The following is a 25,273-nucleotide window of genomic DNA, read 5'->3' as shown; positions in this document are numbered from 1 at the left end:
ATGCACTGTCGTTTTGAAGATCGCGTGACCGGTCGGGCACGCGTACTACAGGGGCTGCGCGAGCGTATCGAGGTTCGCGATGCGGCAGCGCTGCCGGGCGCGCTGGAGGCCATTGAGCGCGCCCGCCGCGCGGGGAACTGGGTTGCGCTGTTGCTCGACTATGAGTTGGGAGAATGGCTCGCGCCCGAAACCACGCTGGCCCCGCCCACAGGCGGGCCCGCCACGCGCGAGGAGAACAACGGGGCGTCGCGCTTGACTGCGCTGGTGTTCGATCACATGGTAATCGAGGCACCGTGGTCCGCCGCGCAGCCGCCGTCCGCCTCAGGGCGAGGCGACCTGAGCCCGGATCACGGCCTTCCCACTGCCGGATACATCAGCGGGATCACGCCACGCATGGCGCGCTCCGATTACCTGCGTCACATCACGACCATCCGCGAACTGATCGCGGCGGGCGAGCTTTATCAGGTCAATTTCACCCAACCCTTGGATGTCCAAATCCAGGGCGATGCCCGGCACGTTTATCAACGCATCGCCGCGCGCCACCCCGTGGCCCATGCCGCCTATATCGAAGACGGCGACCGCAAGGTGTTGTCGTTTTCCCCCGAGCTATTCGTACGCCGAGAAGGCAGCCAGCTGACCGTGCGGCCCATGAAAGGCACGGCGCCCCGCCATTCCGATCCGGCCGAAGACACGCGGCTATGTCAGACGCTGGTGGCCAGCGTCAAGAATCGGTCGGAAAACCTGATGATCGTGGATCTGTTGCGCAACGATCTGGGTCGCCTCGCGCGTCCCGGATCGGTGCGGGTGCCCGCGCTCTTTACGTTGGAAGCCTATCCGACCGTGTGGACCATGACGTCCACGGTGACAGCCGATGTCCCGGACGCCACCTTCGGGCAGATCCTGCAAGCACTGTTTCCTTGCGGATCCATCACCGGCGCGCCCAAAGTGGCGGCCATGCGGCGAATCCGCCAGATGGAGATCGCGCCGCGCGGCCTGTATTGTGGGGCGATTGGCTGGCTGGCGCCCGATGGCGATTTTTCCTTGAACGTCGCGATCCGCACGCTGGTCGTGGATGCCTCTGGCCACGGCGTTTACAGCGTGGGCGGTGGCATTGTGTACGATTCGGATCCTGAACTAGAGTGGCAGGAATGCCTGTGGAAAGCGCGCATCTTGCGAGATGGCATGAACGCCGAAAGCTCGGGCGCTATGGCCGACCTCGAGCGCGCCAACGGCCCGCTGTAGGCGTGGCCGTACCACGGCACTGCCAGCGTTCCTCCCCCTCGCCCACGGAGAATTCCCATGTCGCCAGAGCTGATCGAAACCATGCGCGTGCAAGCCGACGGCTCCATCCCGCTGTTGTCGCGCCATCTTGCCCGCTTGCAGGCCAGCTGCACGGCCTTGGGCTTTGTGTGGCCCGGCGTCCCCGATCTGGAGCGCGATGCCTACGAAGCGATTTCGATGCTGGGCACCACGGGTGTGCATCGGTTGCGCCTGCTGCTGGATCGTAGCGGCAAACGCACGATCCAGGCGGCACCGCTGCCGCCCTTGTTGGGCGCTCAGCACGTGATGCTGTCCGATACTGTGCTGGATGCCGATGAACCCTTGTTGCGTTTCAAGACGACTTACCGTCCCTGGTACGCGCAAGCGGCCAGCTGGCTGGAAAGACATCCCGATGTCTTCGACCTGCTGTATCTGAACGCGCGCGGCGAACTCTGCGAGGGCAGCCGCAGCAATGTGTACTTGCTGCTGCGTGGGGTCTGGTACACACCGCCTGTTAGCGTGGGATGCTTGCCGGGGGTACAGCGCGCGGAATTGATCGAGCGCGAGCAGGTCCACGAACGGACGTTGACGATGGAAGACCTGCACAGCGCGGATGGCATACGCATCTCTAACGCATTGCGCGGATGGCTGGATGTCTCTTGGCGCGCGGGTTAGACCGGGTGCAAGGGGTGGGTTTGGTCTTTCCTGCAAGCGTCGTGGAGGATGGGCCCCAGTGTTGCGGCCTAGGTTTCAAGCCGCCTACGCCTTCCCACTCAGCACAATACGCAGGACTTCATTGGCGACCGCCATGCCCATCACCGCCGTCACGGTGACGACCGAGCCGTAGCCCGCGCAGGACAAGCCCTGAGGCGCCGGCGACTGTCCGGCCGCCCCCACGTCATCGGTGATCTCGGCGGCGCGAGTCCAGGCGGCGGGCAAAATCGCCGGCTGATCGAACCACAGCGCGCGCACGCCCATGCGAGGCACGCGTTTAAGCGCTTTGCCGCGTGCGTCGCTCGCCTTGGGGAATCCATGCTGACGGCGCAGCTGATTACGCAGTTTGGCTAGCAAGGCGTCATTCGTCGCCTGCGACAGATCACCCGCTCGCAAGGCCAAGGGATCGGTTTTGCCTCCGGCTCCGCCACACAGCAGCATCGGCATACGTTGCTCACGCGCATGCAAAACCATGGCGATTTTCGCGGCCGCCTGATCCGTGCAGTCGGCCAGGACGGAATACGGCTGGGCCAGGATCTGTCTGATATTGCCAGGCTCGACAAAATCCTCCACCCGGGTCACGGCGCAGGTCGGATTGATCTCGCGGATTCGCGCGGCCAGGGCGTCGACCTTGGCTTGCCCGATGGTCGAACTTAATGCGTGTATCTGCCGGTTGATGTTGGACTCGGCGATATTGTCCAGATCGATCAGCGTCAAGGCCCCCACGCCACAGCGCGCCAGGGCCTCGGCCGCCCAGGACCCGACACCACCCAGCCCCGCCACGGCGACATGCGCCTGTTGCAGGCGCGTGGGCGCCTCGGGACCATATAGCCGCGCGAGACCGCCAAAACGCCGTTCGAGATCCGCGACGTCGAATGAAGTTGAAGATTCCATGCCGGTATTTTCCCACGGCGTTGCAATTAATACACAGCGCACGACACGAGCGTCATCGCGCATATCACTGGTGAACCCTCTAACTTCTGTGATCTATCAACGATCTGTGCCTAGCTACGTCGATCCCGCGCGTTACAACCTACGTTATTACACGGATGGTGCAGGACATAAACGCGGCAGGTGGCTCGACATTAACCGTACATATGGTCAGAATGACAGAAGTTAACGCCGTATCAGTGTCTACCAACGCCCCTTCCCCCTCCTCTACCGCGCCCGCGACGGAATTTACCGGAGCGGGGATGTTGTGCCTGGTCGCTATGTTGAACCATGTCGCACTGACGGGCGGGCGCATAACGGTGTCGCTGACGGCGCTACAACTGGGCCTATCGACATTTATCGTCGGGGGGCTGGTGGCGTTATTTGCCGTTATCCCCATGCTAATGTCGGTGCGCGCCGGCCAATGGATCGATCGGATTGGCGTGCGCCGCCCGCTCAATCTTGGCAACGCCCTCGTGGTGATCGGCACTGTGATCCCGTTCCTCGTGCATGACGAGCTGGCGCTGTTATTTGCGGCTTTTGGCATCGGTATTGGCTTCATGCTGCACCAAGTGGCGACGCAGGACGTGCTCGGTCATGCCGAGCCCACGCGTCGGTTACGCAATTTCTCGTGGCTATCGCTGACTCTGGCCGCCTCTGGCTTTAGCGGACCCCTGATTGCGGGTCTGGCCATCGATCACGTGGGTTCGCGGATGGCCTTTGGCATATTGACCTTGGGGCCGCTACTGGCACTGGCAGGTCTGCGTCGGCTGCAGCCTGCCCTGCGGGCCGTCGATACCGCCATGGAACCGGCCGCCCGTCAGGTGATGCGTCCACGCGCTACCGAGCTGTTGAAGCTGCCGCCCTTGCGGCGCGTGCTGATGGTGAACACCATTCTGTCGGGCGCCTGGGATACGCACCTGTTTGTAGTGCCGCTGTACGGTGTGGCCATCGGCCTGTCCGCCACCACGATCGGGACCATTCTGGCGACTTTTGCGCTGGGGACTTTTTTGATACGGCTGGCATTGCCGGTTATCCAAAAACGGGTGACGTCCTGGACGCTGGTGCGGGTCTCTACGGTGATCGCCGTATTGGTGTTCTTGCTTTACCCCTGGTTCAGCAGCCTGACTGTCCTGATGCCGCTCTCTTTTGTGCTGGGGCTCGCGCTGGGATCGTGCCAACCGAGTATGCTGTCGCTCTTGCACCAACACACGCCGCATGGCCGCGCCGCCGAGGCTGTCGGATTACGGCTCGCGCTGATCAATGCTTCTCAGGTCTCGCTGCCGCTGGCTTTTGGCGCGTTGGGTGCAATCGTGGGCATTGCGCCCCTGTTTTGGGCCTACGCCACCGCGCTGAGCGTGGGAGGCTGGGCAAACCGTAATCCTCCGCAAGACGCTGAACCTCCTTCGCCGTGAATTCGTCGACTTCGACCCCCGCCTTGAACGCCCACTCGATTCCGTTCCGCCTTTGGACTCCCGAGGAACGCCGCGCCTCACTTGAAGAGGCGCTGCGTCACTGGCGCGAAGGCGAAGACGTCTGGGTGTATGCGTATGGGTCGCTGATCTGGCGGCCCGATTTCGAATACCAGGAACGGCGACTGGCGACCCTGCATGGACATCACCGCGCGTTGTGCCTGTGGTCGCGGGTGAACCGCGGCACGCCGGAATGTCCGGGGCTGGTATTCGGTCTGGATCGTGGAGGCTCGTGCCGCGGCATGGTGTACCGGCTGTCGGGCCAGGCGGTACCCGACTATTTCCCGGCATTATGGGATCGGGAAATGTCCACGGGCGCTTATCTGCCGCGCTGGGTCAATTGCGCGACCGATCAGGGGACAGTGCGCGCGCTCGTTTTCATCATGAACCGCGACAACCCCGCCTACATCCGGGCGCTGCCGGAACCGGAGCTGCTGGCGATCATCCGCCGCGCCACGGGCTCGCGTGGCCCTTGCACGGAGTATGTCATTCAAACCGCGCAGGCCCTGCGGGCGGCAGGTATCCGCGACGCCCGCCTGGAACATATCGCCCGCCGCCTGCAAGAGCCGGTGGATCCCTTGCCCGAGAACTGAATCGGATCGGGGGAAGGCGGTAAACTCGGGGTTATCCGATTTTTGTTGCGCCAGGATGTCCCCCATGTCTGTTTCTGATCTGCGCCAAAGTTACGAAAAAAATGTGCTGCTCGAAGAGACCGCCTCGGCGTCTCCGCTTGCGCAGTTCACCCAGTGGTTCGAGGAAGCGCTCACGGCCAAGGTGCCTGAACCCAACGCGATGACACTGGCCACGGTGGATGCCAACGGCCAGCCGTCGGCGCGCACGGTGCTGATCAAGGGCTTTGACGAAAAGGGCTTCACGTTTTTCACGAACTACGACTCGCGTAAGGGTCAGGATCTGAAAAGCAATCCTCGCGCGGCGTTGCTGTTTTTCTGGCAGGCGCTGGAGCGTCAAGTGCGCATCGAAGGCGTGATCGAAAAAGTGTCGCCGGAGGAATCCGACGCCTATTTCCACAGCCGGCCGTTGGGATCGCGTCTGGGCGCCTGGGCATCCGAGCAAAGCAAGCCCATCACGCGCGCCGAACTCGAGGCACGCGAGCTGGCGTTTCGCGAGCGGTATGGCAACGAACCGCCGAGACCGCCACACTGGGGCGGCTATCGCCTGGTGCCGCACGCCTTTGAATTCTGGCAAGGCCGCCCGTCGCGCCTGCATGACCGCCTGCGCTATCTGCCCGACGGGCAAGGCGGCTGGGTCCGCGACCGACTTTCGCCGTAAGCGCGCCTAACCTTTAATCCTACGCCCTGAGTGACGTCGCCACGCCACTCAACCGCTGCATGCCCGATATTGACTCCCCTTTCGACGCGCGCTTTTTCCGCACCGCACTCGGCCGGTTTGCCACCGGCGTCACCGTTTTGACGACCACCGCCGCCGACGGTACACCCATCGGCATGACGGTCAGCTCGTTCAATTCCGTGTCGCTGCAACCGCCGCTGGTGCTGTGGAGTTTGTCGCTCACCTCCAGCTCGCGCGAGGTATTCGAGCAGTGCGAACGCTATGTGGTCAACGTGTTGTCGGCCGAACAAATCGCGCTGGCCCGGCATTTCGCCACGGGCAATTCGCGCGAACGATTCGCCACCGTGCCGCATCGCGCGGCTCCCGGCGGCACGCCCATGCTCGACGAGCAGTGCGCCGCGTGGTTCGAGTGTCGCAACCACAGCCGTTATGTCGAGGGCGATCACATCATCATGGTGGGCGAGGTCGAGCGTTGCGGCCACTCGGCCGAGGCGCCCTTAGTTTTCCATGCCGGCGGCTTCGATCTGACGCCGGCCTCCAAGCATTCTTCCTGATTTCGAGCCGAATATGAGTACTGATATCGACTGCATCGTGGTCGGCGCGGGCGTGGTAGGCCTGGCCGTGGCGCGCGCGTTGGCCCTGCAAGGCCGTGAAGTCTTGGTCGCGGAAGCCACCGAGGGCATCGGCACCGGCACCAGCTCGCGCAATTCAGAGGTCATCCATGCCGGGATTTATTATCCGGCTGGCAGCCTGAAGGCGCAGCTGTGCGTGCGTGGCAAGCACATGCTGTATGACTATTGCGAAGCGCGCGGGGTGCCGTACCAGCGAATGGGCAAGCTGATCGTCGCGACCACCGAGGATGAAGCGCGCTTGCTCGATGGTATCGCCGAGCGCGCGCGCGCGAACGGCGTGGACGATATGCGCAAGCTCTCGGCCGAGGAAGCCATGGCGATGGAGCCTGCACTGCGTTGCACGGCCGCGCTGCTGTCGCCATCGACGGGCATCGTCGATAGCCATGGGCTGATGCTGGCGTATCAAGGCGATGCCGAAAATGCCGGCGCGCAGTGCGTATTCTTTACCCCGATGCTCTCGGCGCGTGTGCGGCCCGAGGGCGGATTCGAGGTGGAGTTCGGCGGTGACGAGGCGATGAGCCTGTCGTGCAATGTGTTGATCAATGCGTCGGGCATTCACGCGCCCACGTTAGCGCGCCGTATTGCCGGTCTGCCGGAGTCCAGCATTCCGAACGAATATCTGTGCAAGGGCAGCTATTTCACGCTGAGCGGTAGAGCCCCGTTCTCGCATCTGATTTATCCCGTGCCGAACCATGCGGGCCTGGGCGTGCATCTGACGCTGGATCTGGGCGGGCAGGCGAAATTCGGACCCGATACCGAGTGGATCCCCGAGGAAGACTACACGCTGGAGCCCAGCCGCGCGGACGTGTTCTACGACGCGGTGCGTACCTACTGGCCCGCGCTGCCCGATGGCGCGCTGGCCCCTGGCTATACTGGCATCCGTCCCAAAATCTCCGGCCCCAATGAACCGGCGGCCGATTTCGTCATCGCCGGCCCCGCCGTGCATGGCGTCGCTGGCCTGGTCAATCTGTTCGGCATCGAATCGCCCGGACTGACCGCCAGCCTGGCGATTGCCGACGAAACGCTGGCTCGCCTGACGCCTTAAGCTATTTTTTATTCGATCATGCCGCAAAACGATCATATTCTGACCCTGTCCTGCCCCGACCGTACGGGCATCGTGTACCGCGTAAGCGGCCTGCTGTTCGAGCTGGGCTGCAACATCCTGGATTCGCAGCAATTCGGCGACGATGAAACCGGTCGGTTCTTCCTACGCGTGCACTTCAATTTGCCGGAGGCGATCAGCGCGGACGAACTGCGTACGCGCTTTACGGCGATGGCCGAGGGCTATGGCATGGACTGGCAGATCCATGATGCGCGCCGTAAACCGCGGTTGTTGATCATGGTCAGCAAGCAAGGCCATTGTCTGAACGACCTGCTGTTCCGCGTGAGCAGCGGACAGTTGCACGCCGAGATCGCGGCGATTGTGTCCAACCATAATGATTTCGCGGGGCTGGCGGCGTCGTATGGCATCCCGTTCCACCATCTGCCCGTGACGCCGGAAACCAAGGCGGAACAGGAACAACAAATCCTGCGTCTGGTTGCGTCCGAGAAGATCGATCTTGTGGTGCTGGCGCGTTATATGCAGATCCTGTCGGCGCAAATGTGCGAGGCGCTAAACGGCCGCGCGATCAATATTCACCACAGTTTCTTGCCGAGCTTCAAGGGCGCGCGCCCCTATCATCAGGCGCACGCGCGGGGCGTGAAGATCATTGGCGCCACGGCGCACTATGTCACCTCGGATCTGGATGAAGGCCCGATCATTGAGCAGGACATCGAGCGCGTGGATCACACGATGACGGCTCAGGATCTGACGCAAGTGGGCAGCGATGTGGAATCGCTGGTGCTGGCGCGCGCGGTGCGCAGCCATGTCGAACACCGTATCTTGCTCAATCGCAACAAGACGGTGGTGTTCCGCTAGACGCCTTGCAGCAACGCCCTGACCGCGTCAGGGCGCGGCAGCGGCGCGACGGCGCCGTAGCCTGTGGTCGACAGTGCGGCCGCGGCGTTGGCATAGCGGCACGCACTCAACCAGTCCTCGCCCGCGCAAAGCCGGGCGAGCAGATTTCCGGCGAAGCAATCGCCTGCGCCAGTCGCATCCACCGCTTGTACCCGGCACGGCGGCACGTGCGTACGCGAAACCTTATCGTCCACGATCACGCCTTTGCTGCCCGCCTTCAGTACAACGATGGCGTCGGGGTTGAGTGCCCTCACCCAGTCGAGAATCGCTTGCGGATCGTCCAACCCCGTCAGCGAACGCATATCATCGACGCCGGGCAAAAACAGATCGCACTGCGAAATGGCCTCGCGCAAGATCGCGCGAGCGCGCGAGACAGGCCATAGCCGCAGGCGCAGATTGGCATCCAGACAGACCTGCGTCCCCGCCGCACGCGCGCGAGTCATGGCGGCGAATACGGTATCGCAGGCCGTCGTGCTGATGGCCAGGCTGATGCCCGACACATGTAGATAACGTGATCGCTCAACGATGCCATGGTCCAGGTCCGCGGGCTGCATGCGTGCAGCGGCGGAATGGCTACGCACATAACTGAACTGATGACCGGACGGCGTGTGCTGCACAAAATACAGGCCGTTATTCGCCTCGTCGTCGCGCAGCACACCGGATACATCGACGCCTTCCGCGCGCCATAGACCGAGTAGTAGCTCGCCGAATTCATCCAACCCGCCATAACGGCTAAGGTACGCCGTACGCGCCCCGGCCCGGGCCGCCGCGATGATGGCGTTAGAGGTATCGCCGCCTATGCCCTGCCGATAAACCGGCGCGGCCGGGTCAGTCTGGTTGAATTCGATTAGCGCCTCGCCCAACCCGACCACATCGAAGTCACGCCGGCTTGCCATGCGCGGCCTCCAGCGTATGGCGGGCAGCTGCGAGCAGGCGATCGGTATCGCGCGCGGCAAAGGCCTGTTTATCAAAGAGCGAAGAACCTATGCCCACCACGTTTGCCCCCGCGCGGAAGTAATCGTGCATATTCTGTGCGGATACGCCACCCGTCGGACAAAATAGCGTGGACGAAAATACGGCGCGTAACGCCGCGAGATGCGTGGGGCCACCAGTATCGGCGGGGAAGACCTTGACGATGTCGGCACGAGCCTGAATAGCGGCCATCACTTCGCTAGGGGTGAAAGCACCGAGCAAGCAAAGCTTTCCCGCTTCATGCGCGGGAGCCACCAAATCGGTGGCGAGTCCTGGAGACACGAGAAAATCCGCGCCCGCATCCAACGCGCGCTGTGCCTGATCCTCCTCCATCAATGTGCCCACCCCCAGCAGCACAGAGGCGCCATGTTGCTGACGCAGATTACGCAACACGTCCAGGACGTTGGGTATCGTCCAGGTCAGTTCGATGCACTCAAAGCCCGCGCGAATAGCAATGTCGGCCGCGTACAAGGCGCTCTCGGCATCGCCGTAGCGCAGCACTGGCACGACGCGCGTCTGGATCAATCGGGTTTGCAAGGAATCGCTCATGAAGAACTCTGCATAAAGCGTCATCCAAGAGGAATGACGTAACACCGTACCGGCAGCGCCAAGATGCTGTGGGCGCTGCCCCGAACCCTCACACGCTGGCCGTCATCCCGCCATCGACATATAGCGTATGCCCATTCACGAATGACGACGCTTCGCTCGCCAAAAACACCGCTGCGCCCACCAGCTCGCGCGGCTCACCCCAGCGGCCGGCCGGTGTGCGCGCAGCGAGCCACTGAGTGAACGCACTGTCTTGTACCAGCGCGCGTGTCAGCTCCGTATTGAAATAGCCGGGCGCGATGGCATTCACCTGCAAGCCATAACGCGCCCAGTCCGTTGCCATCCCGCGCGTGAGATTGCGCACAGCGCCCTTGGTCGCGGTATACGGCGCGATGCCGGGCCGGGCGAGTTCGCTTTGCACCGACGCGATGTTGATGATCTTGCCACGACCTCGCGCGATCATGTGCGCCGCCACCGGCTTGCCGACATAGAACAAACTGCTGACGTTGGTGCGCATCAACGCATCCCACTGCTCTACGGGAAACTGCTCCAGCGGCCCGCGATGCTGCATACCGGCGTTATTAACCAATATGTCTATCGCACCGAACTCGGATTCCGCCCTGGCGACCCCCGCTTCTGCCGCCGCGGCATCCGTCACGTCGAAAGGCAGCGCATGCGCGGATAAGCCTTCCTCTCGCAGAGAGCTTACCGCTGCATGCAAACGCTGCGCATCGCGGGCGTTCATGAGCACCGTGGCGCCGTGCTCCGCCAAGCCGCGCGCCAGCGCGTATCCCAGACCGCGACTGGCGCCCGTAATCAGCGCCAAGCGGCCGGTCAGATCGAAAAGCGCCGATGCGGACTTGACAGGCATGGTCATCGGCGCACGATCACGAGTTGCCTTTGGCGCGCAGATCCGCGAGCTCTTTCTGCACGCGTTCCACCACGTCCGCTCCGATGGTCGCTTTGTGCTTCTCGTACACGGGCTGCACTTTTTCCCGCATGCGTTGCTGCTCCTCGGCGCTGACCTCGTTGACCTGTAGACCGGCCTGCTTGATCTTGGCCAGTGATTCGCCATTCATGGCGCGGATGACGCGACGCTCTTCCTGACCGCCCTTGATGGCGCATTCGCGCAATGCGGCTTTCTCGTCATCGGAATAGCGGTTCCAGATCGGCTTGGAAAATAACACCAGGAACGGCGTATACGCGTGATTCGTGACCGAGATGAATTTCTGCACCTCGAAGAACTTCGACGTATCGATGGTCACGAACGGGTTTTCCTGACCGTCGATGGCGCGCGTCTCGAGGGCGGAAAAGATTTCGCCGAACGCCATCGGCGTGGCATTCGCGCCCATCGTGCGGAACGTATCCAAAAAGATATTGTTCTGCATGACACGCAGCTTCAGATCGCCGAAGTCTTCCCATTTGGAAACGGGATGCTTGGAATTACTCAAGTTGCGAAAGCCATTCTCCCAGTACGCGAGATTGATGACCCCTGCCGCGTCGAGTTTTTCGTTGATGAACTTACCGAACTCGCCGTCCATGACGGCGTCGGCTTCTTTCTCGTTGCTAAACAGGAATGGCAGATCGAATACGCCGAGCGCGGGCACCAGGCCGACCAGTGGCGATGATGAGGTGATAACGGCTTCTTGCGTGCCCGAACGCAGCGCTTGCGTGGCTTGCAAGTCATCGCCCAGCGAGCTGCTCCAGTACGCCGTGATCTTCATCTTGCCGCCGGATTTATCCTGCAGGCATTGGTTGAAGACTTTCACGCCCGCGCCCACCGGGTGATCCTGCGCCAGCCCGTTTGATAGACGAATGTTGCGTGCCTTGAAATCGCCTGCGGCGGATGCGGATAGCGCGGTGCTCAGTCCCAGTGCGGCCGCGATAGCGGCGAGTGCAAACTTTTTCATACTTCTCTCCTCATGATTCGGCAGATGGTGTTTATGTACAGCCTCCCACATACGTGGGACTGGATGAATAGGCGAGTCTCATGCTCGCTAGCGTTCGCCGCCGGTCCCAGTCCGGCGTGCGATGCAACACCGATGCTACGAAAGCCAACGCATCGGCACCGTGATCAACTCAGGGAAGATCACAAACAACAACATCAAGGTGATGTAGGAGAACAAGAACGGCAGCACGCCCGTGACGACACGTCCTAATGGCACGCGCGCCACGCCGCTCACCACATTCAATACCACGCCCACAGGTGGCGTCAGCAAGCCAATACAAGCGTTCATGATGAACATGACACCGAAGTACACCGGATCGATGCCGGCGAGCTGCACCACCGGCATGAGAACAGGCGTCATGATCAAGATGGTGGGCGTCAAATCCAGCGCGGTCCCCACCACCATCAACAACATCATGATGACCAACATCAACAGCTTCGGATCGTCGATCAGGGGTTCGATCAGATTCGTGACCTCGCCAGGGATGTCGGCAGCGGTGATCAGCCACGCGGAGACCATGGCCGCCGCGACCAGGAACATGACAACAGAGGTCGTTTTCGCGGCTCGCAAGAACACGGGGTATATGTCAGCGGGCTTTAGTTCGCGATAAACAAACATACCGACGAACCATGCATAGACCGCAGCCACCACGGCGGCCTCCGTGGGGGTCACCACACCCATGCGGATTCCGCCAAGGATAATAACGGGCATACCCAGCGCCCACACGCCACGACCGGTTGCGCGCAAGCGCTGCGCGGCGCTTTGTTTGGGCAGCGGCTTGACGTCTGACTTACGCACCAACACGAGCCACACGAGTATCAGCGTCAGGCCCATCATCAGGCCCGGTGCAATTCCCGCCATGAACAGTTTGGAAATGGAAACGTTCGCCGCCACACCAAACACGATGAAGGCCATTGACGGGGGGATGACCGGCGCAATCACGCCTCCGGCAGCCATCAATCCCGCCGAGCGCGGGACGTTATAACCCGCCTCGCGCATCATGGGAATCAGAATCGAAGCCAGCGCCGCGGTATCTGCGGCTGCCGATCCAGACAGACTGGCCATAATGACGGCGGCCAAAATGGCCACAATCCCCAACCCCCCCTTGATATGCCCCACGCAAGCCAGCGCGAAATCGATAATACGGCGCGACAAGCCGCCCGCATTCATCAACTCTCCGGCCAGCAAGAAAAACGGAATCGCCAGCAACGTAAACGCATCCGCGCCGGTGACCATGTTCTGTGCGACGATCTGCGCGTTGAACATATCCATGTTCCACATCATCGCGATGCCGCAAAACACCAGCGCGAATGCAATCGGTACACCGACCGCCATGGCGCCTAGCAAAGAAGAGATAAAAATGAGCAGGATCATCAGACGACCTCCGCGACAGGGCCGTCTTCGCCCGCGAACCGGGCGATCTCTTCATCGCTTACTGTACCGGTCAAAACCTGAATCAACCGTATTGCAGCGATAATGAAGCACGCCGCGCCGGTAAATAGCCCGATGCCATACACCCATGCCAATGACAAGCCGGTGACCGGCGCGAACATGGTCGCGTTGATATCGAACTGGGTGACCGCTCCCCAGAAAAAAACGCCAGAGCAGCCCATGATGATGATGTTGCTCACCGCCATGCAGAGCATGCGCCCGCGTCGGCCGAACCGCTGCACCAGGCTTTCGATGCCCATGTGCGAGTGTTCATGAAAGGTCAGCACCGCGCCGACAAAAGTTAGCCAGACAAAGCAATACCGCGACAATTCCTCGGACACCAACAGCCCGGAATTGAATCCATAGCGCAGCACCACATTGCTAAATACCATGGCTACCATGGCTGCCAAAAGCAGCACCATGATTACGCCTAAGAACTTATAGAACAGCTCAATGACTTTCTGCATTCTGTCTCCTCGATGATCGCCCGACACCCGGTGGAGCATGAGCGATGCATTATTCGTTTCAAGCCCGGACATGCGCGCGTCGGCGCACGTTGGCTGCTCGCGTTACGCGCGCGCTCCCAGCATGCTGCGCCGGGCGAGGTTCTCCATCAATGCGCGCACGCCAAACGTCCAGGGTTGGCAAGCATCCGAGGTATCAACCCAATTGATCAGAGCCCCCAATTCAGGCGCAGCTATCCGCACGCGATCACCGACCGCATGCGTGAATCCTTGCCCCGGACCATATCTGTCTTGCGTCGGCGCGAACATGGTGCCCAGGAACAGCACCGCGCCATCCGGGTATTGATGACAAGAGTTCAACAACTGATCGGTCAAATCACGCGGCGACCTGCTGATGGCAGACATCGCACTCATGCCATCCATATGAAATCCGTCCTGCCCGCGCACATCGAGCGAGACTTCGAGATTGCCGACTGCATCGAGCGTGAAGTGGTCATCCAAGAGGCGAATAAAAGGCCCGATCGCGCACGAGGCATTGTTGTCCTTGGCCTTGCTCAACAACAGCGCGGAGCGACCTTCGAAATCGCGTAGATTGACATCATTGCCCAGCGTCGCGCCCACGATGCGACCGTCCGACGCAATCGCCAACACGACCTCGGGCTCCGGGTTATTCCAATGCGATTTGGGATGCAAACCGATCGTCGCCGCGCAGCCCACCGATGACATCGGCTGGGCTTTGGTGAAGATCTCGGCATCGGGACCGATACCGACTTCCAGATACTGCGACCAGCACTGCATGTCCTGCAGCAAAGCTTTGACCTTTGCTGCCTGTTCGGATCCCGCCACAATGCCGCGCAAGTTGTCACCCAGGATCGGCGCGAGCCGCTCGCGGATGGCTTGCGCCTGGGCGGCGTCGCCACGGGCTTGCTCCTCGATCACGCGCTCCAGCATACTGTCGGCAAAGGTCACGCCGGCGGCTTTCACGGCCTGCAGGTCAATGGGAGCCAGCAACTCGCCAGAGGACCCGTCCAGAAAGTCTTGTACGGTGCCCAGCACCGGCAGCTCAGTGCATCGATCGAACTGGGCGATAAGGTCATCACGCTCCAGCAATTCCGAAACGGTGGCGGCGATACGGCTCGCGTCATGCAGCTTGTCTTGGTGGAGAAACACCGGGCATGGTCCGTCCGCGGCGTTCAACCAAACGCGACCCACCAGACGGGCCTGTTTGACAGAGGTGGGCAGAATATCGGTCGCGCGCAACTGCGCCCGTTCTGCTTTAGCGGCAGCGCGTTGGCGGGTAACGTCTGACGTAGTGGCACTCATGCTTAGCTCCTTAATGGCATATCCAATTGCAGATCCAGACGCGATGCCGCGCCCATGATGTGCGCGTGCATGGCCGCTCGCGCGCCCAGCACATCACGCGCGGCGACGGCATCGCGCACGGCGGTATGCTCGGCCAAGGTGATCTGCACGATTTGTTCGAGTTCGGCGCGCGCACGCGCGACCGCGATGGTGTTGGTGATTTTGTCGCCGATAAAACCCACAAACATCGAGTAGTAGGCGTTCTGCGTCCCATCGGCTAATGCGCAGTGAAACTCCAGATCGGCCTCCACGCCCTCGGCCGTCCACCGCGTTTCCATTCCACGCATGATTTCCAATGCTTGGTCCAGTCGTTCCAAATCCTCGGCGGTGTGGTGCAAAGCGGCGAGGCCCGCGGCTTCGACCTCCAAAGGCACACGCAGTTGAAACAGACTGCGGAAACTTTCGCGATTGGCCAACTCATTGCTGTCGATGCGTATCACGTGACGGCGTTGCAGGTCCAACACGAACGCGCCCACGCCCTGACGCGTGTCGATTAGGCCTTCATTGCGCAATTGCGCGATCGCTTCTCGCACGACGGAGCGGCTGACGCCGAAGGTTCGCGCGAGCGCATGCTCGGTAGGCAACTTGTCGCCGGCTTTCAAGCGTCCAGCCGCGATCTCTTGTTCAATCGCGGCGGCGATTTTGGCCGGCAGATGTTCGAGCCGTTGAATTTGAGCGAAGTTGACCATCTTATTTTGGCGTCAGGACGTGGACATCGCGGCACGCGCGGCCTGTCCAGCTTCCTGATCTAGCTGACAATTCGGATTAAGCAGACCATCGGGATCGATAGCCCTTTTGATCGCGCTCAGCAATTGGCGGCGTGGCATGCTGATGCGGGCCTCGAATTCCGCGCGCTTTAAGCGACCTATGCCGTGCTCGGCACTGATGCTGCCCTGGAACGCATCGACCACGGCGTTGATGCAGTCTTTCGCCTCGTGGATCACCTGGCTGCGCGATGCCACGTCCATGCCGGCCGGTGGCAGCACGTTGATATGCACATTGCCATCGCCTACATGGCCATACGTCACGGTCATGCAGTCAGGGAATGCGGATCGCAATGCCGATTCGGCCCGCTCCACGAAGGTCGCAAGCTGCGACAACGACACCGATACATCGGTACGAAGATGCAGCCCGCGCAAGGCTTGGCCCTCGATCATCACCTCTCGAAACTTCCAGATATGGTCGGCCTGCGCACGCGAGGCGGCGACCACCCCGTCGCGCACGAGGCCATCCACCATGACCCCTTCCAGAAATCGATCCAACAGATCGCGAATATCGACCAGCCCCGATCCCGAGAGCTCCACCAACACATAGCCAGGATGATCCATCGCAATCGGCGAGGTCAGGCTAGGCATGGCCTCGCGCGCCAAGGTGAATGCGGCAGGCGGCATGAATTCGAACGCGGTCATCAGATCGCAGCAATCCCGACGCGCACGCCGGTACAGTTCAATGGCGGCTTGCAACGAGTCCACGCCTACTAGCGCCGTTTCCACTTGGGTCGGGCGCGGATAGAGCTTCAACGCGACACCGGTCACCACGCCCAAGATGCCCTCGGCGCCGATGAACAGTTGTTTAACGTCCAGGCCGCGATTGTCCTTGCGCAAGGTACCCAGCGCATCCAGCACGCTACCGTCGGGCAACACGACCTCCAGACCCAGCACCTGATCGCGCGCCATGCCATAGCGCAGCACGTTGATGCCCCCGGCGTTTGTGCTGATATTGCCGCCTATCTGACAGCTGCCCTTGGCACCCAACGACAGTCCGAGGAACATGTCCGCCGCGTCGGCGGCTTCGTGCAGATGCTGCAACACGCACCCCGCGTCCACCATCATGGAAAAATCATCCGCATCGATGCGGCGAACACGATTCATCCGAGACAGGCTTAATACGACCTGCCCGTGCGCATCATCGGGAATCGCGCCCAGCACCAGGCCGGTATTGCCACCCTGCGGCACAATGGCCAAGCCGAGCCGGGCACAGGTTTGCACTGCGCGCGAGACCGCTTCGGTGCAATCCGGCCGCAGGATCGCCACCGCGTCCATGGTGACATCGCCATGCCAATCGCGGCAGTAGTTAGCACGCTCCGCCGCATCGGTAATCACCGAATTGGGGCCAAGCGCGCGCACTAACGCGGATTGCAATTCCGATAGACGTGCCGCATCCGGCGAGGTCATGTTTTGTCTCCGTTATCTGGGTCGGGTGCAGGTTTTCACCAGTAGTCAGCCTGTCAGACAACCCTATAATTGGACAACAGATTACTCAAAAGCGCGCCGCGTGCCTACTAGAGAACAACCCTAGGATGCCGACGGTGGACAAGAACGGCCCACGGGACCGAAGGAGACAAAATGCATATCGCCATCATTGGCGCGGCAGGCATGGTCGGACGTAAATTCACCGAATCGCTGGCGCGTCACCCCCAATTGGGAGATCACACTGTCGATCGCTTGACGCTGTGGGACGTCATCGCCCCGCAACCGCCAGCGGGTTTTGGTGGGCAGGTAGATTCTCGCGCGGCGGATCTGTCGCAGCCCGACGTGGCCGCACAGGTCGTTTCCAGCAGACCCGATCTCATCGTGCATCTGGCCGCCATCGTCTCGGGCGAGGCGGAGCTGGATTTCGACAAGGGCTATCGGATCAACCTGGACGGCACGCGCTATCTGTTTGATGCGATCCGGGCTGCATCGCTGGCAGATGGATGGCGGCCGCGCGTGGTGTTCGCCTCGTCTATCGCCGTGTATGGCGCACCGCTGCCCTACCCGATCCCCGATGATTTCCACCAAACGCCGTTGACCAGCTATGGCACGCAGAAAGCAATCTGCGAGCTGCTGCTGTCGGACTACACACGACGCGGCTTTTTCGACGGGATAGGCATCAGGCTGCCCACGCTATGCGTGCGCCCTGGCAAACCGAATAAGGCGGCATCGGGATTTTTCTCCAGCATTCTGCGCGAGCCGCTCATTGGTCAGGAGGCCGTACTGCCCGTCCCCGAAGATGTGCGCCATTGGCATGCCTCGCCACGATCCGCCGTGGGCTTTTTGCGTCATGCCGCCACCTTGGATCTGCAGCGCCTGGGACCTCGCCGCAATCTGAACATGCCCGGCGTGAGCGCCACCGTAGGCGAACAAATCGCTGCTCTGCAACGCGTAGCGGGCGATCGCGCCGTCGCACTTATTCGTCGCGAGCCCGATGCCGCCATTACGCAAATGGTGCAAGGCTGGGCGCCCGGCTTTACCGCGACACGCGCGCGCGAGTTGGGATTTACCGCGGAGAGCTCTTTCGACGAGATCCTGCAAGCCCACATCGAAGATGAACTCGGCGGCACGCTGCCCCACTGGAGCCACTGATGAGCCAAAACATGAAGAAACCCGTCAAACGCCTTCGTTCGCTAGATTGGTTCGACAACCCCGATCACATCGACATGACGGCGTTATATCTGGAACGCTTCATGAATTACGGCGTCACCCCGGAGGAGTTGCGATCGGGCAAGCCCATCATAGGCATTGCGCAAAGCGGCAGTGATCTGGTGCCGTGCAATCGCGTTCACCTGGAATTGGCGAAACGCGTGCGTGATGGCATTCGCGATGCGGGCGGTATCCCCATCGAATTTCCCACCCATCCGCTCTTTGAAAACTGCAAGCGGCCGACGGCGGCGCTCGATCGCAATCTGGCCTATTTAGGATTGGTCGAGATTCTGTACGGCTATCCCATCGATGGCGTGGTGCTGACCACAGGCTGTGACAAGACGACGCCTTCCGCATTGATGGCTGCCGCCACCGTGGATATCCCCGCGATTGTGCTGTCCGGAGGGCCCATGCTCGATGGCTGGCACGATAACGAGCTGGTCGGATCCGGCACGGTGATCTGGCGATCGCGGCGCAAGCTGGCCGCCGGGCAGATCAATGCGGAAGAGTTCATGCAGGCCGCATTGGATTCCGCGCCATCGGTGGGTCATTGCAACACCATGGGGACCGCCTCCACCATGAACGCGATGGCCGAAGCACTGGGGATGTCGCTGACGGGCTGCGCCGCGATTCCCGCTGCCTACCGCGAACGCGGCCAGATGGCCTACCGTACCGGCCGCCGCGCGGTCGAACTGGTGCTCGAAGACATCAAGCCCTCAGACATTCTGACGCGCGAAGCGTTTATCAACGCGATCAAAGTCAACACGGCGATCGGCGGCTCCACCAACGCACAGCCACACTTGATGGCCATGGCACGGCATGCCGGCGTCGAACTGCCGCTGGAAGACTGGCAGCGCGAAGGCTACGACTTGCCGCTGTTGGCTAACGTGCAGCCTGCGGGCAAATATCTGTGTGAGCGGTTCCATCGCGCGGGCGGCGTGCCTGCCGTGATGTGGGAATTGCTGCAGCAAGGACAGCTCCACGCGGACTGCCCCACAGTCACCGGCAAGACCATCGGCGAAAATCTACAAGGCCGCGAGAGCACGGACCGCGAAGTCATTTATGCCTATGATGCCCCGTTGAAAGAGCGCGCCGGATTCATGGTGCTCCAAGGGAATCTGTTCGACTTCGCCATCATGAAAACGAGCGTGATCTCCGAGGAGTTTCGCCAGCGCTATCTCAGCGAACCGGGTCGCGAAGGCGTGTTCGAATGCCGTGCGATTGTGTTTGATGGATCCGAAGACTATCACCGCCGCATCAATGATCCTGCCTTGAACATCGATGATCGTTGCATGCTCGTCATACGCGGGGCCGGGCCTGTGGGTTGGCCTGGCTCGGCGGAAGTCGTCAACATGCAGCCGCCCGACGCGCTGCTGCGCGCGGGGGTGACCAGTTTGCCCACGCTGGGTGATGGCCGGCAATCGGGCACGGCGGATAGCCCGTCGATCTTGAATGCTTCGCCCGAAAGCGCCGCGGGTGGCGGGTTATCTTGGCTGCGCACGGATGACATCATCCGTGTGGACCTCAATACGGGTCGCTGTGATGCGCTGGTCGATGATGCCGAGATCGCGCGGCGTCGTTCGCAAGACGGCTTGCCGCCAGTGCCGCCGGATGCCACACCGTGGCAGATGATTTATCGCCGAGGCGTTGGGGCATTGTCAGAAGGCGCGGTACTGGAAGACACACTGACGTTCCAAAGAATCGCGCAGCGTATGCCGCGACACAATCACTAAGCTTTCGCGACGAGCGCCGCGCCTGCCTTTCAGGGCGCGGCGGCCGCAACGGGCGGTTCACGAGGCGCCGCCGGCGGTGCGAGCACCAGTCCCTCGCGTCGCGGATCCGCGCCTCCGGTCAGCACACCATCTTCCATCACGATGCCCTGGATACCGCTAGGGAAATCGATGAACTTCACCTCGTGGCCGAGTCCTTGCAGCAGGCGCCCGAGCTCGGTTAGCGCGCTGCCCTTCTCTACCTCCGTGGCTTGATTACGACTGCCGATATTCGGCAGCGCGATGGCCTGCTGAATGTCCAGATCCCAATCCAACACGCCCACCAGCGTTTTCGCGACATAGTTAATGATCGCGCTGCCGCCGGGCGAACCCACCGCCAGATAAGGACGCCCATCGCGAAATACGATGATCGGCGCCATCGAGCTACGTGGCCGTTTGCCAGGCTCCACGCGATTGGCGACCAGTCGCCCTTGCGAATCCTCAGGCGATAACGAGAAATCGGTGAGCTCATTGTTCAACAAAAAGCCGCGCACGAATATTTTGCTGCCAAATGCCGACTCGATCGAGTTGGTCATGGAGAGCACGTTGCCTCGCGCATCGGCCACGACAACATGGGTCGTCGATGGCACCTCCAACGCATCCCCGGCCGCGCGTTTCGATATCAGCTTGCCAGGATCGCCGGGCCGCGCGGTGCCCATGCTGCGGCCCAGCTGAATCAACGAAGCGCGTTGAGCCAGATAGGCCGGGGCTAGCATCTCACTCATCGGCACGTCGACAAAAGCGGGATCGGCAACGTACAAGCCCCGGTCGGCGAAGGCCAAACGCCCCGCCTCCGTGAAATAGTGCCAGGCCTGCGCACTGCGCGGACCCAGCTGCCCCATCGGATAGTGCTCAAGAATTCCCAGCATTTGTAATATGGCAAGTGGCCCGCTGCTAGGCGGCGGCGCACCGCAGATACGATAGGCGCGATAGTCGCCGCACACGGCATCGCGCACCTGCGCGCGATAGGTGGCGAGATCCTCCACGCTCAAGTCACCAGGGCTGGGATGTGCGCGCACGGCAGCGACGATATCGCGCGCGATGTCGCCCGTGTAGAACGCATCGGCCCCTTGGTCCGCTACCCGCGTTAACACCACGGCGTAATCTGGGTTCTTGAGCACGTGGCCCACCGGCCAAGGCTGCCCGTTCTCATCGAGAAAATACCGCGCCGCGGCCGGCTGCGCGGCAAGCGCCTCGCGCGATTGAACGATCTGCGCGTGCAAACGCGGCGAAACCTCGAAGCCCGCCTTTGCCAATTCGATCGCCGGTTGAAACAGCGATCGCCACGGCAGCACGCCATGTTGGCGATGCGCCAGTTCCAGCCCGCGCAACAAGCCGGGCGTGCCGACCGACAATCCGTTATCGACTGCCTGCTCGAAGGGCAAGGGCCGGCCGTCGCGCAAAAACCGGTCAGATCGCGCGGCGGCCGGCGCCGTTTCGCGACTGTCGTACACGCGCAGTTGCCCGTTATCAGCGGCGTAATGAACCAGAAAGCCGCCTCCGCCCACGCCCGAGGACTGCGGTTCGGTCAAACCGAGCACCAGCTGCGCGGCAATGGCCGCATCGACCGCGCTGCCGCCCGCTTGCAGCACCTCGAATCCCGCCTGAGTGGCGAGTGGGTTAGCGGTGGCCACCATATACCCCTGGCCTGTCACGGCCTGCCGGGTGGTAAAGCCCGAGGCAATTTCTGGATTGAGGTTTTCATGCGCAGGCGCCGCAACGCCTGGGGTTGAAACACCGAGCAGTAACGCCATCATCGCGGCGACGCGGGACTTTACCGGCATGAACGCCTCCTTTAATCCGTGGGCCCTAGCTTAACGCAATAGAATGGCTTGTTTTCCCCTTGAATGCCGCCATGCGCCTGCGACACATCGAAATCTTCGAAGCCATACGCCGCACCGGGTCTCTGACCGAAGCGGCCGCCGCGTTGCATATCTCCCAACCCGCCGCCAGCAAGCTGCTCGCGCATGCGGAGGCGCAGCTGGGCTTCAAGCTGTTTGAGCGGGTCAAAGGCCGTCTGGTGGCGACGCGCGAAGCTGAGATTCTCGCGCCCGAGGTCACGCGTTTGAATCAGGACCTCAACAGCGTGCGGCGCCTGGCCGCGAGTTTGCGCGAACATCCTCATGGACATATCCGCCTGGGCTGCGCCCCCGCGCTGGGCCTGGGTCTGCTGCCGCAAGTCGTGCGTGCCAGCCGGGAGGCTCAGCCCGGCATTACCTTCGATATTCATACGCATCACAGCGCGGAATTGGTGCAGGGTCTGTTGAATCGTGAGCTCGACCTGGCGGTCACTTTTGACCGACAGGACTATCCCGGCCTGACGCGTACCCCGCTAGGCGATACCGAACTCGTGCATCTGGGGCGCAAGCCGGGCAGCCAGACCACGACACGCCTGGCGGACCTGATGAATGACACGTTGATCGTGCTGGATTCGCGCGATGCGTCGGGCGCCTTGCTGCAGATGGCGATGGATGCCCAAGGGCTGAATCCCGAGGTGCCGATCCAAGTGCAGACTCACTATGTGGCCTGCGCCCTGGCCGAAGCTGGTTGCGGCGAAGCCATCGTGGATGCCATCACGGCCCGGGCCATGCTGCGCCCTGGGATGGTGGCTCGTCGCCTGGATCCGCCACTGAAGGTGCCGCTAAGCATCTTGACCCGCTCGCATGACCCGCTATCGAACCTGCAGCGCGAGTTCATGGAACGCCTGCGCCTGGCCTGCGATGCGTTAGGGCGAGGCCTGCCCGTTTAGGATAAGTCGGCTCTCCGGGTCGTGAAAGCCTCGGCCGCCGAGTCATGTCTGCGATTTGCGGGAACAGGCGATACGCATCGTTTGAAGCCGTCCGATTTCGTGCGACGCGCCGTCAGAATATGGGACATCTACCGGTCGCATGTTACTCAACGGTCTCGCTGGATGCGCTTCTGGCATCTGGCTTCCATGGAGACATATCGGATGATTCAAGATACACCCCTATACCCTATGAGCAGCATCCTTTCCAGCGAGTTCGTCGCTGCCCGCGAGCAGGCACAATCGGGTAGATCCCCTGCCGCCACGGGCTCCAGCGAAACGTCAGATGCCGGCCTGACTCCATCAAAAGTCAACGACTCCGCGCTGGCAACGACGACACCCCATAGCAAGCTGCAGACCCGCGTTCTATTAGCCGACAACGCCGCCAGGCGCGCCGCGGCGAGTTTTCGCCGCCTGCTCACGGACTCGATGCAAATCGCCATGACGGACTCCCTGATGGAAGCGGAACGGCGCAATCGGGTAAAGAGAGCCGAAGAGCGCCGGACGGAAGTCGCCCGCAAAAATGGTCAGCACGGCGACGCCAAGATCACGCCCGACACGACTCTGAGGATGGCCAACGAAGAGATAGGCGCGCAGAGGCTAGCGACCGACTCATCGAATGGCGAGCCTACAGCAGCTCCGCTGATGGCAGCCGGCGGGTGCTAGCAGCGGTTATCGCGCCTGGCTGAATACCTTGATGCAAGCGCGCGTCACAGATGTCCGCAGCCTTCAGCAGATTCCTGACCTGAGTAGCTTGAACTGCACCACGTTGTTCTGAAACCGCGCCGGTGCGACTGGGCGCGGGGCGATCTTTGCACTCAACAGGCGGATGCCCAGGGTATCCGCCAAATCGGTCAATGCGCTTTCGTAGGAGCCTGCCGTCACCACCAGGCGTTGACCGGCTTTAGTCCGAAAGGTGTAGGTATTCGCATTCGGTGGGCTCATATTATTTCTCCGTGTGGAACGGGTGTCGCGCTGTGCTCAACGTGTGCCGCTGACTGGCTTCATGCGCGACGCTGTACGACGGATACGCAATTTCGGTGCCCAAGCATGCAATCCAGGATTGCTAAGCCTTTACGCCAAGCAGCACGGCATAGGCGCGGATGCCGGTCCGTTCGCTTCAACGGAGGGATGAGGAAAGACGTGCCCTCGAAAGCGCAAAAACAAAACCCTCCGACAATGCGGAGGGTTTTGCGATGCAAGACCTGTCTTGGCGTCCCTGGCGGCCTGTTGTCACACGAGGCCAGAGACACCTTATCAGGGTCGCTTACTGGAGCTTGATATTGCTCTTTTGCACGACGTCCTTGGCCCAGTCGTACTGTTCCTTGATTTCCTTGGCGAACTCTTCCGGGGTGTTGCCCGACGGCGCCGAACCCTGCTGTTCGAGGACTTCGATGACTTTGGGATCCTTCAGAGCCACCACGGCGGCGTCACGCAATTTGTTGACGATCTCCATGGGCGTGCCGGCCGGGGCGAGCAAACCGTACCAGACAGGTTGGTTCACTTGCGGGAAGCCCGCTTCCTTGAACGTCGGCACGTCAGGCAGCGACTTGAGGCGCTCCGGCCAGGCCACGGCCATGGGACGCAGACCGCCGGCTTGGATTTGGCCCATCGAGGAAGGCAGGTTGTCGAAGATCAGTTCGATCTGCCCGCCCACGGCGTCAGCCACGGCGGGGCCCGAACCCTTGTAAGGCACGTGGACGATGTCGGTGCCGGTCGAGTTCTTGAACGACTCGCCCATCAAGTGCAGCACGCCGCAGGTGCCCGAGCTACCGTAGGAATATTTGCCCGGATTCTTCTTCAGTTCTTCCAGGAAGCCGGCGAAATCCTTGGCCGGGAACTTCGGGTTGACCGACACCACGTTAGCCGTGTTGGCGAAGTTCGTGACCGGCTGGAAATCCTTCAACGGGTCGTAGGGCAGATCGTCCGGACGGCAGGCGGAGTTCACCGCCATGGTGGACACGGTGGCAATCGACAAGACATAGCCGTCCGGCTTGGCGCGGGCCGCTTCGGCCGCGCCGATAGCGCCGCCCGCACCGCCCTTGTTCTCGACGACCATGGGCTTGCCCAGTTCCTGAGCCATACGCTGGGTGACCAGACGCGCGATGATGTCGGTCGATCCGCCCGGGGCAAAGGGCACGATGACTCGGATGGGTTTATCCGGATAATTGTCTGCGGCATCGGCTGCCGTCGCGGCCGAGGTGGCCACCATTCCCGTGGCCATGGCAATGGCCGTTACGAGCGTACGAGTTGTGATCTTCATTCTTGTGCTCCCTCCATGTGCGCGCCCCTCCTGTACTGAGGGCCGCTAGTGCAGGCGT

25 protein-coding genes are annotated in these 25,273 nt (G+C 61.7%); 12 read left to right on the top strand and 13 right to left on the bottom strand.

What is annotated here, in order from left to right; genetic code table 11:
* Both GOQ28_RS00530 and GOQ28_RS00525 read left to right on the top strand, forming a co-directional pair.
* Positions 1-1,242, top strand: a complete 1,242-nt coding sequence (locus tag GOQ28_RS00530; RefSeq protein ID WP_160355011.1) for an aminodeoxychorismate synthase component I — start codon at positions 1-3, stop codon at positions 1,240-1,242.
* Positions 1,243-1,299: 57 nt separating this feature from the next.
* Positions 1,300-1,935 carry an aminotransferase class IV family protein gene (locus GOQ28_RS00525; RefSeq protein WP_160355010.1) on the top strand — a complete coding sequence of 212 codons (636 nt, stop codon included), beginning with the start codon at positions 1,300-1,302 and terminating at the stop codon, positions 1,933-1,935.
* 84 nt (positions 1,936-2,019) lie between these two features.
* Here the strand turns inward: GOQ28_RS00525 and GOQ28_RS00520 are convergent, their stop codons facing one another.
* Complete coding sequence (locus GOQ28_RS00520) at positions 2,020-2,868, bottom strand: tRNA threonylcarbamoyladenosine dehydratase (protein WP_160355009.1); 849 nt, start codon at positions 2,866-2,868, stop codon at positions 2,020-2,022.
* Between the two features lie 236 nt (positions 2,869-3,104).
* Here GOQ28_RS00520 and GOQ28_RS00515 point away from each other — a divergent pair, with 236 nt between their 5' ends.
* The 6 genes from GOQ28_RS00515 to purU all read left to right on the top strand — a co-directional run bounded on the left by GOQ28_RS00515 (position 3,105) and on the right by purU (position 8,234).
* On the top strand, positions 3,105-4,319 hold the full coding sequence (locus tag GOQ28_RS00515; protein WP_336603712.1) for an MFS transporter: 1,215 nt from the start codon (positions 3,105-3,107) through the stop codon (positions 4,317-4,319).
* The gene (locus GOQ28_RS00510) at positions 4,316-4,969 is read left to right on the top strand and encodes a gamma-glutamylcyclotransferase (protein WP_336603711.1); all 654 of its coding nucleotides are present in this window, start codon (positions 4,316-4,318) and stop codon (positions 4,967-4,969) included. The genes GOQ28_RS00515 and GOQ28_RS00510 overlap by 4 nt, the downstream gene beginning before the upstream one ends.
* Before the next feature lie 64 nt (positions 4,970-5,033).
* A complete protein-coding gene (pdxH, locus tag GOQ28_RS00505) occupies positions 5,034-5,666 on the top strand; it encodes a pyridoxamine 5'-phosphate oxidase (protein WP_160348566.1) in 633 nt (210 codons plus the stop codon).
* 59 nt (positions 5,667-5,725) lie between these two features.
* Positions 5,726-6,238, top strand: coding sequence for a flavin reductase family protein (locus tag GOQ28_RS00500; protein ID WP_160355008.1), 513 nt, complete (start codon positions 5,726-5,728; stop codon positions 6,236-6,238).
* 13 nt (positions 6,239-6,251) lie between these two features.
* Positions 6,252-7,361, top strand: a complete 1,110-nt coding sequence (locus GOQ28_RS00495) for an NAD(P)/FAD-dependent oxidoreductase (protein ID WP_160355007.1) — start codon at positions 6,252-6,254, stop codon at positions 7,359-7,361.
* Positions 7,362-7,379: 18 nt separating this feature from the next.
* Complete coding sequence (purU, locus tag GOQ28_RS00490; protein ID WP_160355006.1) at positions 7,380-8,234, top strand: formyltetrahydrofolate deformylase; 855 nt, start codon at positions 7,380-7,382, stop codon at positions 8,232-8,234.
* On the opposite strand, the gene GOQ28_RS00485 is transcribed toward purU, so the two are convergent.
* The 9 genes from GOQ28_RS00485 to GOQ28_RS00445 all read right to left on the bottom strand — a co-directional run bounded on the left by GOQ28_RS00485 (position 8,231) and on the right by GOQ28_RS00445 (position 17,171).
* Positions 8,231-9,169, bottom strand: a complete 939-nt coding sequence (locus GOQ28_RS00485; RefSeq protein ID WP_160355005.1) for a sugar kinase — start codon at positions 9,167-9,169, stop codon at positions 8,231-8,233. The two genes, purU and GOQ28_RS00485, sit on opposite strands and share 4 nt — an antisense overlap.
* Complete coding sequence (locus GOQ28_RS00480) at positions 9,153-9,794, bottom strand: bifunctional 4-hydroxy-2-oxoglutarate aldolase/2-dehydro-3-deoxy-phosphogluconate aldolase (protein ID WP_236844165.1); 642 nt, start codon at positions 9,792-9,794, stop codon at positions 9,153-9,155. Before GOQ28_RS00480 ends, GOQ28_RS00485 begins: the two co-directional genes overlap by 17 nt.
* 88 nt (positions 9,795-9,882) lie before the next feature.
* Positions 9,883-10,662 (bottom strand): SDR family oxidoreductase, encoded by a 780-nt coding sequence (locus tag GOQ28_RS00475; protein WP_160355003.1) that lies wholly within the window; start codon positions 10,660-10,662, stop codon positions 9,883-9,885.
* A 16-nt stretch (positions 10,663-10,678) separates the two neighbouring features.
* Positions 10,679-11,701, bottom strand: a complete 1,023-nt coding sequence (locus GOQ28_RS00470) for a TRAP transporter substrate-binding protein (protein WP_160355002.1) — start codon at positions 11,699-11,701, stop codon at positions 10,679-10,681.
* Between the two features lie 135 nt (positions 11,702-11,836).
* On the bottom strand, positions 11,837-13,114 hold the full coding sequence (locus GOQ28_RS00465) for a TRAP transporter large permease subunit (RefSeq protein WP_160355001.1): 1,278 nt from the start codon (positions 13,112-13,114) through the stop codon (positions 11,837-11,839).
* Positions 13,114-13,638, bottom strand: a complete 525-nt coding sequence (locus GOQ28_RS00460) for a TRAP transporter small permease (RefSeq protein ID WP_160355000.1) — start codon at positions 13,636-13,638, stop codon at positions 13,114-13,116. The genes GOQ28_RS00465 and GOQ28_RS00460 overlap by 1 nt, the downstream gene beginning before the upstream one ends.
* Before the next feature lie 102 nt (positions 13,639-13,740).
* Positions 13,741-14,958, bottom strand: a complete 1,218-nt coding sequence (locus GOQ28_RS00455) for a fumarylacetoacetate hydrolase family protein (RefSeq protein WP_236844164.1) — start codon at positions 14,956-14,958, stop codon at positions 13,741-13,743.
* Positions 14,959-14,960: 2 nt separating this feature from the next.
* The gene (locus tag GOQ28_RS00450; protein WP_160354999.1) at positions 14,961-15,686 is read right to left on the bottom strand and encodes a FadR/GntR family transcriptional regulator; all 726 of its coding nucleotides are present in this window, start codon (positions 15,684-15,686) and stop codon (positions 14,961-14,963) included.
* Between the two features lie 12 nt (positions 15,687-15,698).
* Positions 15,699-17,171: an FAD-binding oxidoreductase gene (locus GOQ28_RS00445; protein WP_160354998.1), complete on the bottom strand. Its 1,473-nt coding sequence runs from the start codon at positions 17,169-17,171 to the stop codon at positions 15,699-15,701.
* 171 nt (positions 17,172-17,342) lie between these two features.
* Between GOQ28_RS00445 and denD the strand changes: the two genes are divergently transcribed.
* Both denD and GOQ28_RS00435 read left to right on the top strand, forming a co-directional pair.
* Complete coding sequence (denD, locus tag GOQ28_RS00440) at positions 17,343-18,341, top strand: D-erythronate dehydrogenase (protein ID WP_160354997.1); 999 nt, start codon at positions 17,343-17,345, stop codon at positions 18,339-18,341.
* 11 nt (positions 18,342-18,352) lie between these two features.
* On the top strand, positions 18,353-20,131 hold the full coding sequence (locus GOQ28_RS00435) for an IlvD/Edd family dehydratase (RefSeq protein WP_236844163.1): 1,779 nt from the start codon (positions 18,353-18,355) through the stop codon (positions 20,129-20,131).
* Between the two features lie 29 nt (positions 20,132-20,160).
* Here the strand turns inward: GOQ28_RS00435 and ggt are convergent, their stop codons facing one another.
* Positions 20,161-21,951: a gamma-glutamyltransferase gene (gene ggt / locus GOQ28_RS00430; RefSeq protein WP_160354996.1), complete on the bottom strand. Its 1,791-nt coding sequence runs from the start codon at positions 21,949-21,951 to the stop codon at positions 20,161-20,163.
* A 71-nt stretch (positions 21,952-22,022) separates the two neighbouring features.
* Between ggt and GOQ28_RS00425 the strand changes: the two genes are divergently transcribed.
* A complete protein-coding gene (locus GOQ28_RS00425; RefSeq protein WP_160354995.1) occupies positions 22,023-22,916 on the top strand; it encodes a LysR family transcriptional regulator in 894 nt (297 codons plus the stop codon).
* A 228-nt stretch (positions 22,917-23,144) separates the two neighbouring features.
* Positions 23,145-23,618, top strand: a complete 474-nt coding sequence (locus tag GOQ28_RS00420) for a hypothetical protein (protein ID WP_160354994.1) — start codon at positions 23,145-23,147, stop codon at positions 23,616-23,618.
* A gap of 63 nt (positions 23,619-23,681) precedes the next feature.
* Here GOQ28_RS00420 and GOQ28_RS00415 read toward each other — a convergent pair whose 3' ends face one another.
* Positions 23,682-23,897, bottom strand: coding sequence for a hypothetical protein (locus GOQ28_RS00415; protein WP_160354993.1), 216 nt, complete (start codon positions 23,895-23,897; stop codon positions 23,682-23,684).
* Positions 23,898-24,219: 322 nt separating this feature from the next.
* Positions 24,220-25,215 (bottom strand): tripartite tricarboxylate transporter substrate binding protein BugE, encoded by a 996-nt coding sequence (locus GOQ28_RS00410; protein ID WP_160354992.1) that lies wholly within the window; start codon positions 25,213-25,215, stop codon positions 24,220-24,222.
* Between the last annotated feature and the right edge of the window lie 58 nt (positions 25,216-25,273).

The organism is Bordetella sp. 02P26C-1, from assembly GCF_009763255.1.
Lineage (GTDB): Bacteria > Pseudomonadota > Gammaproteobacteria > Burkholderiales > Burkholderiaceae_B > Bordetella_A.
Note: the sequence above shows the minus strand (reverse complement) of the source record. Positions and strands in the feature narration are given on the sequence as shown.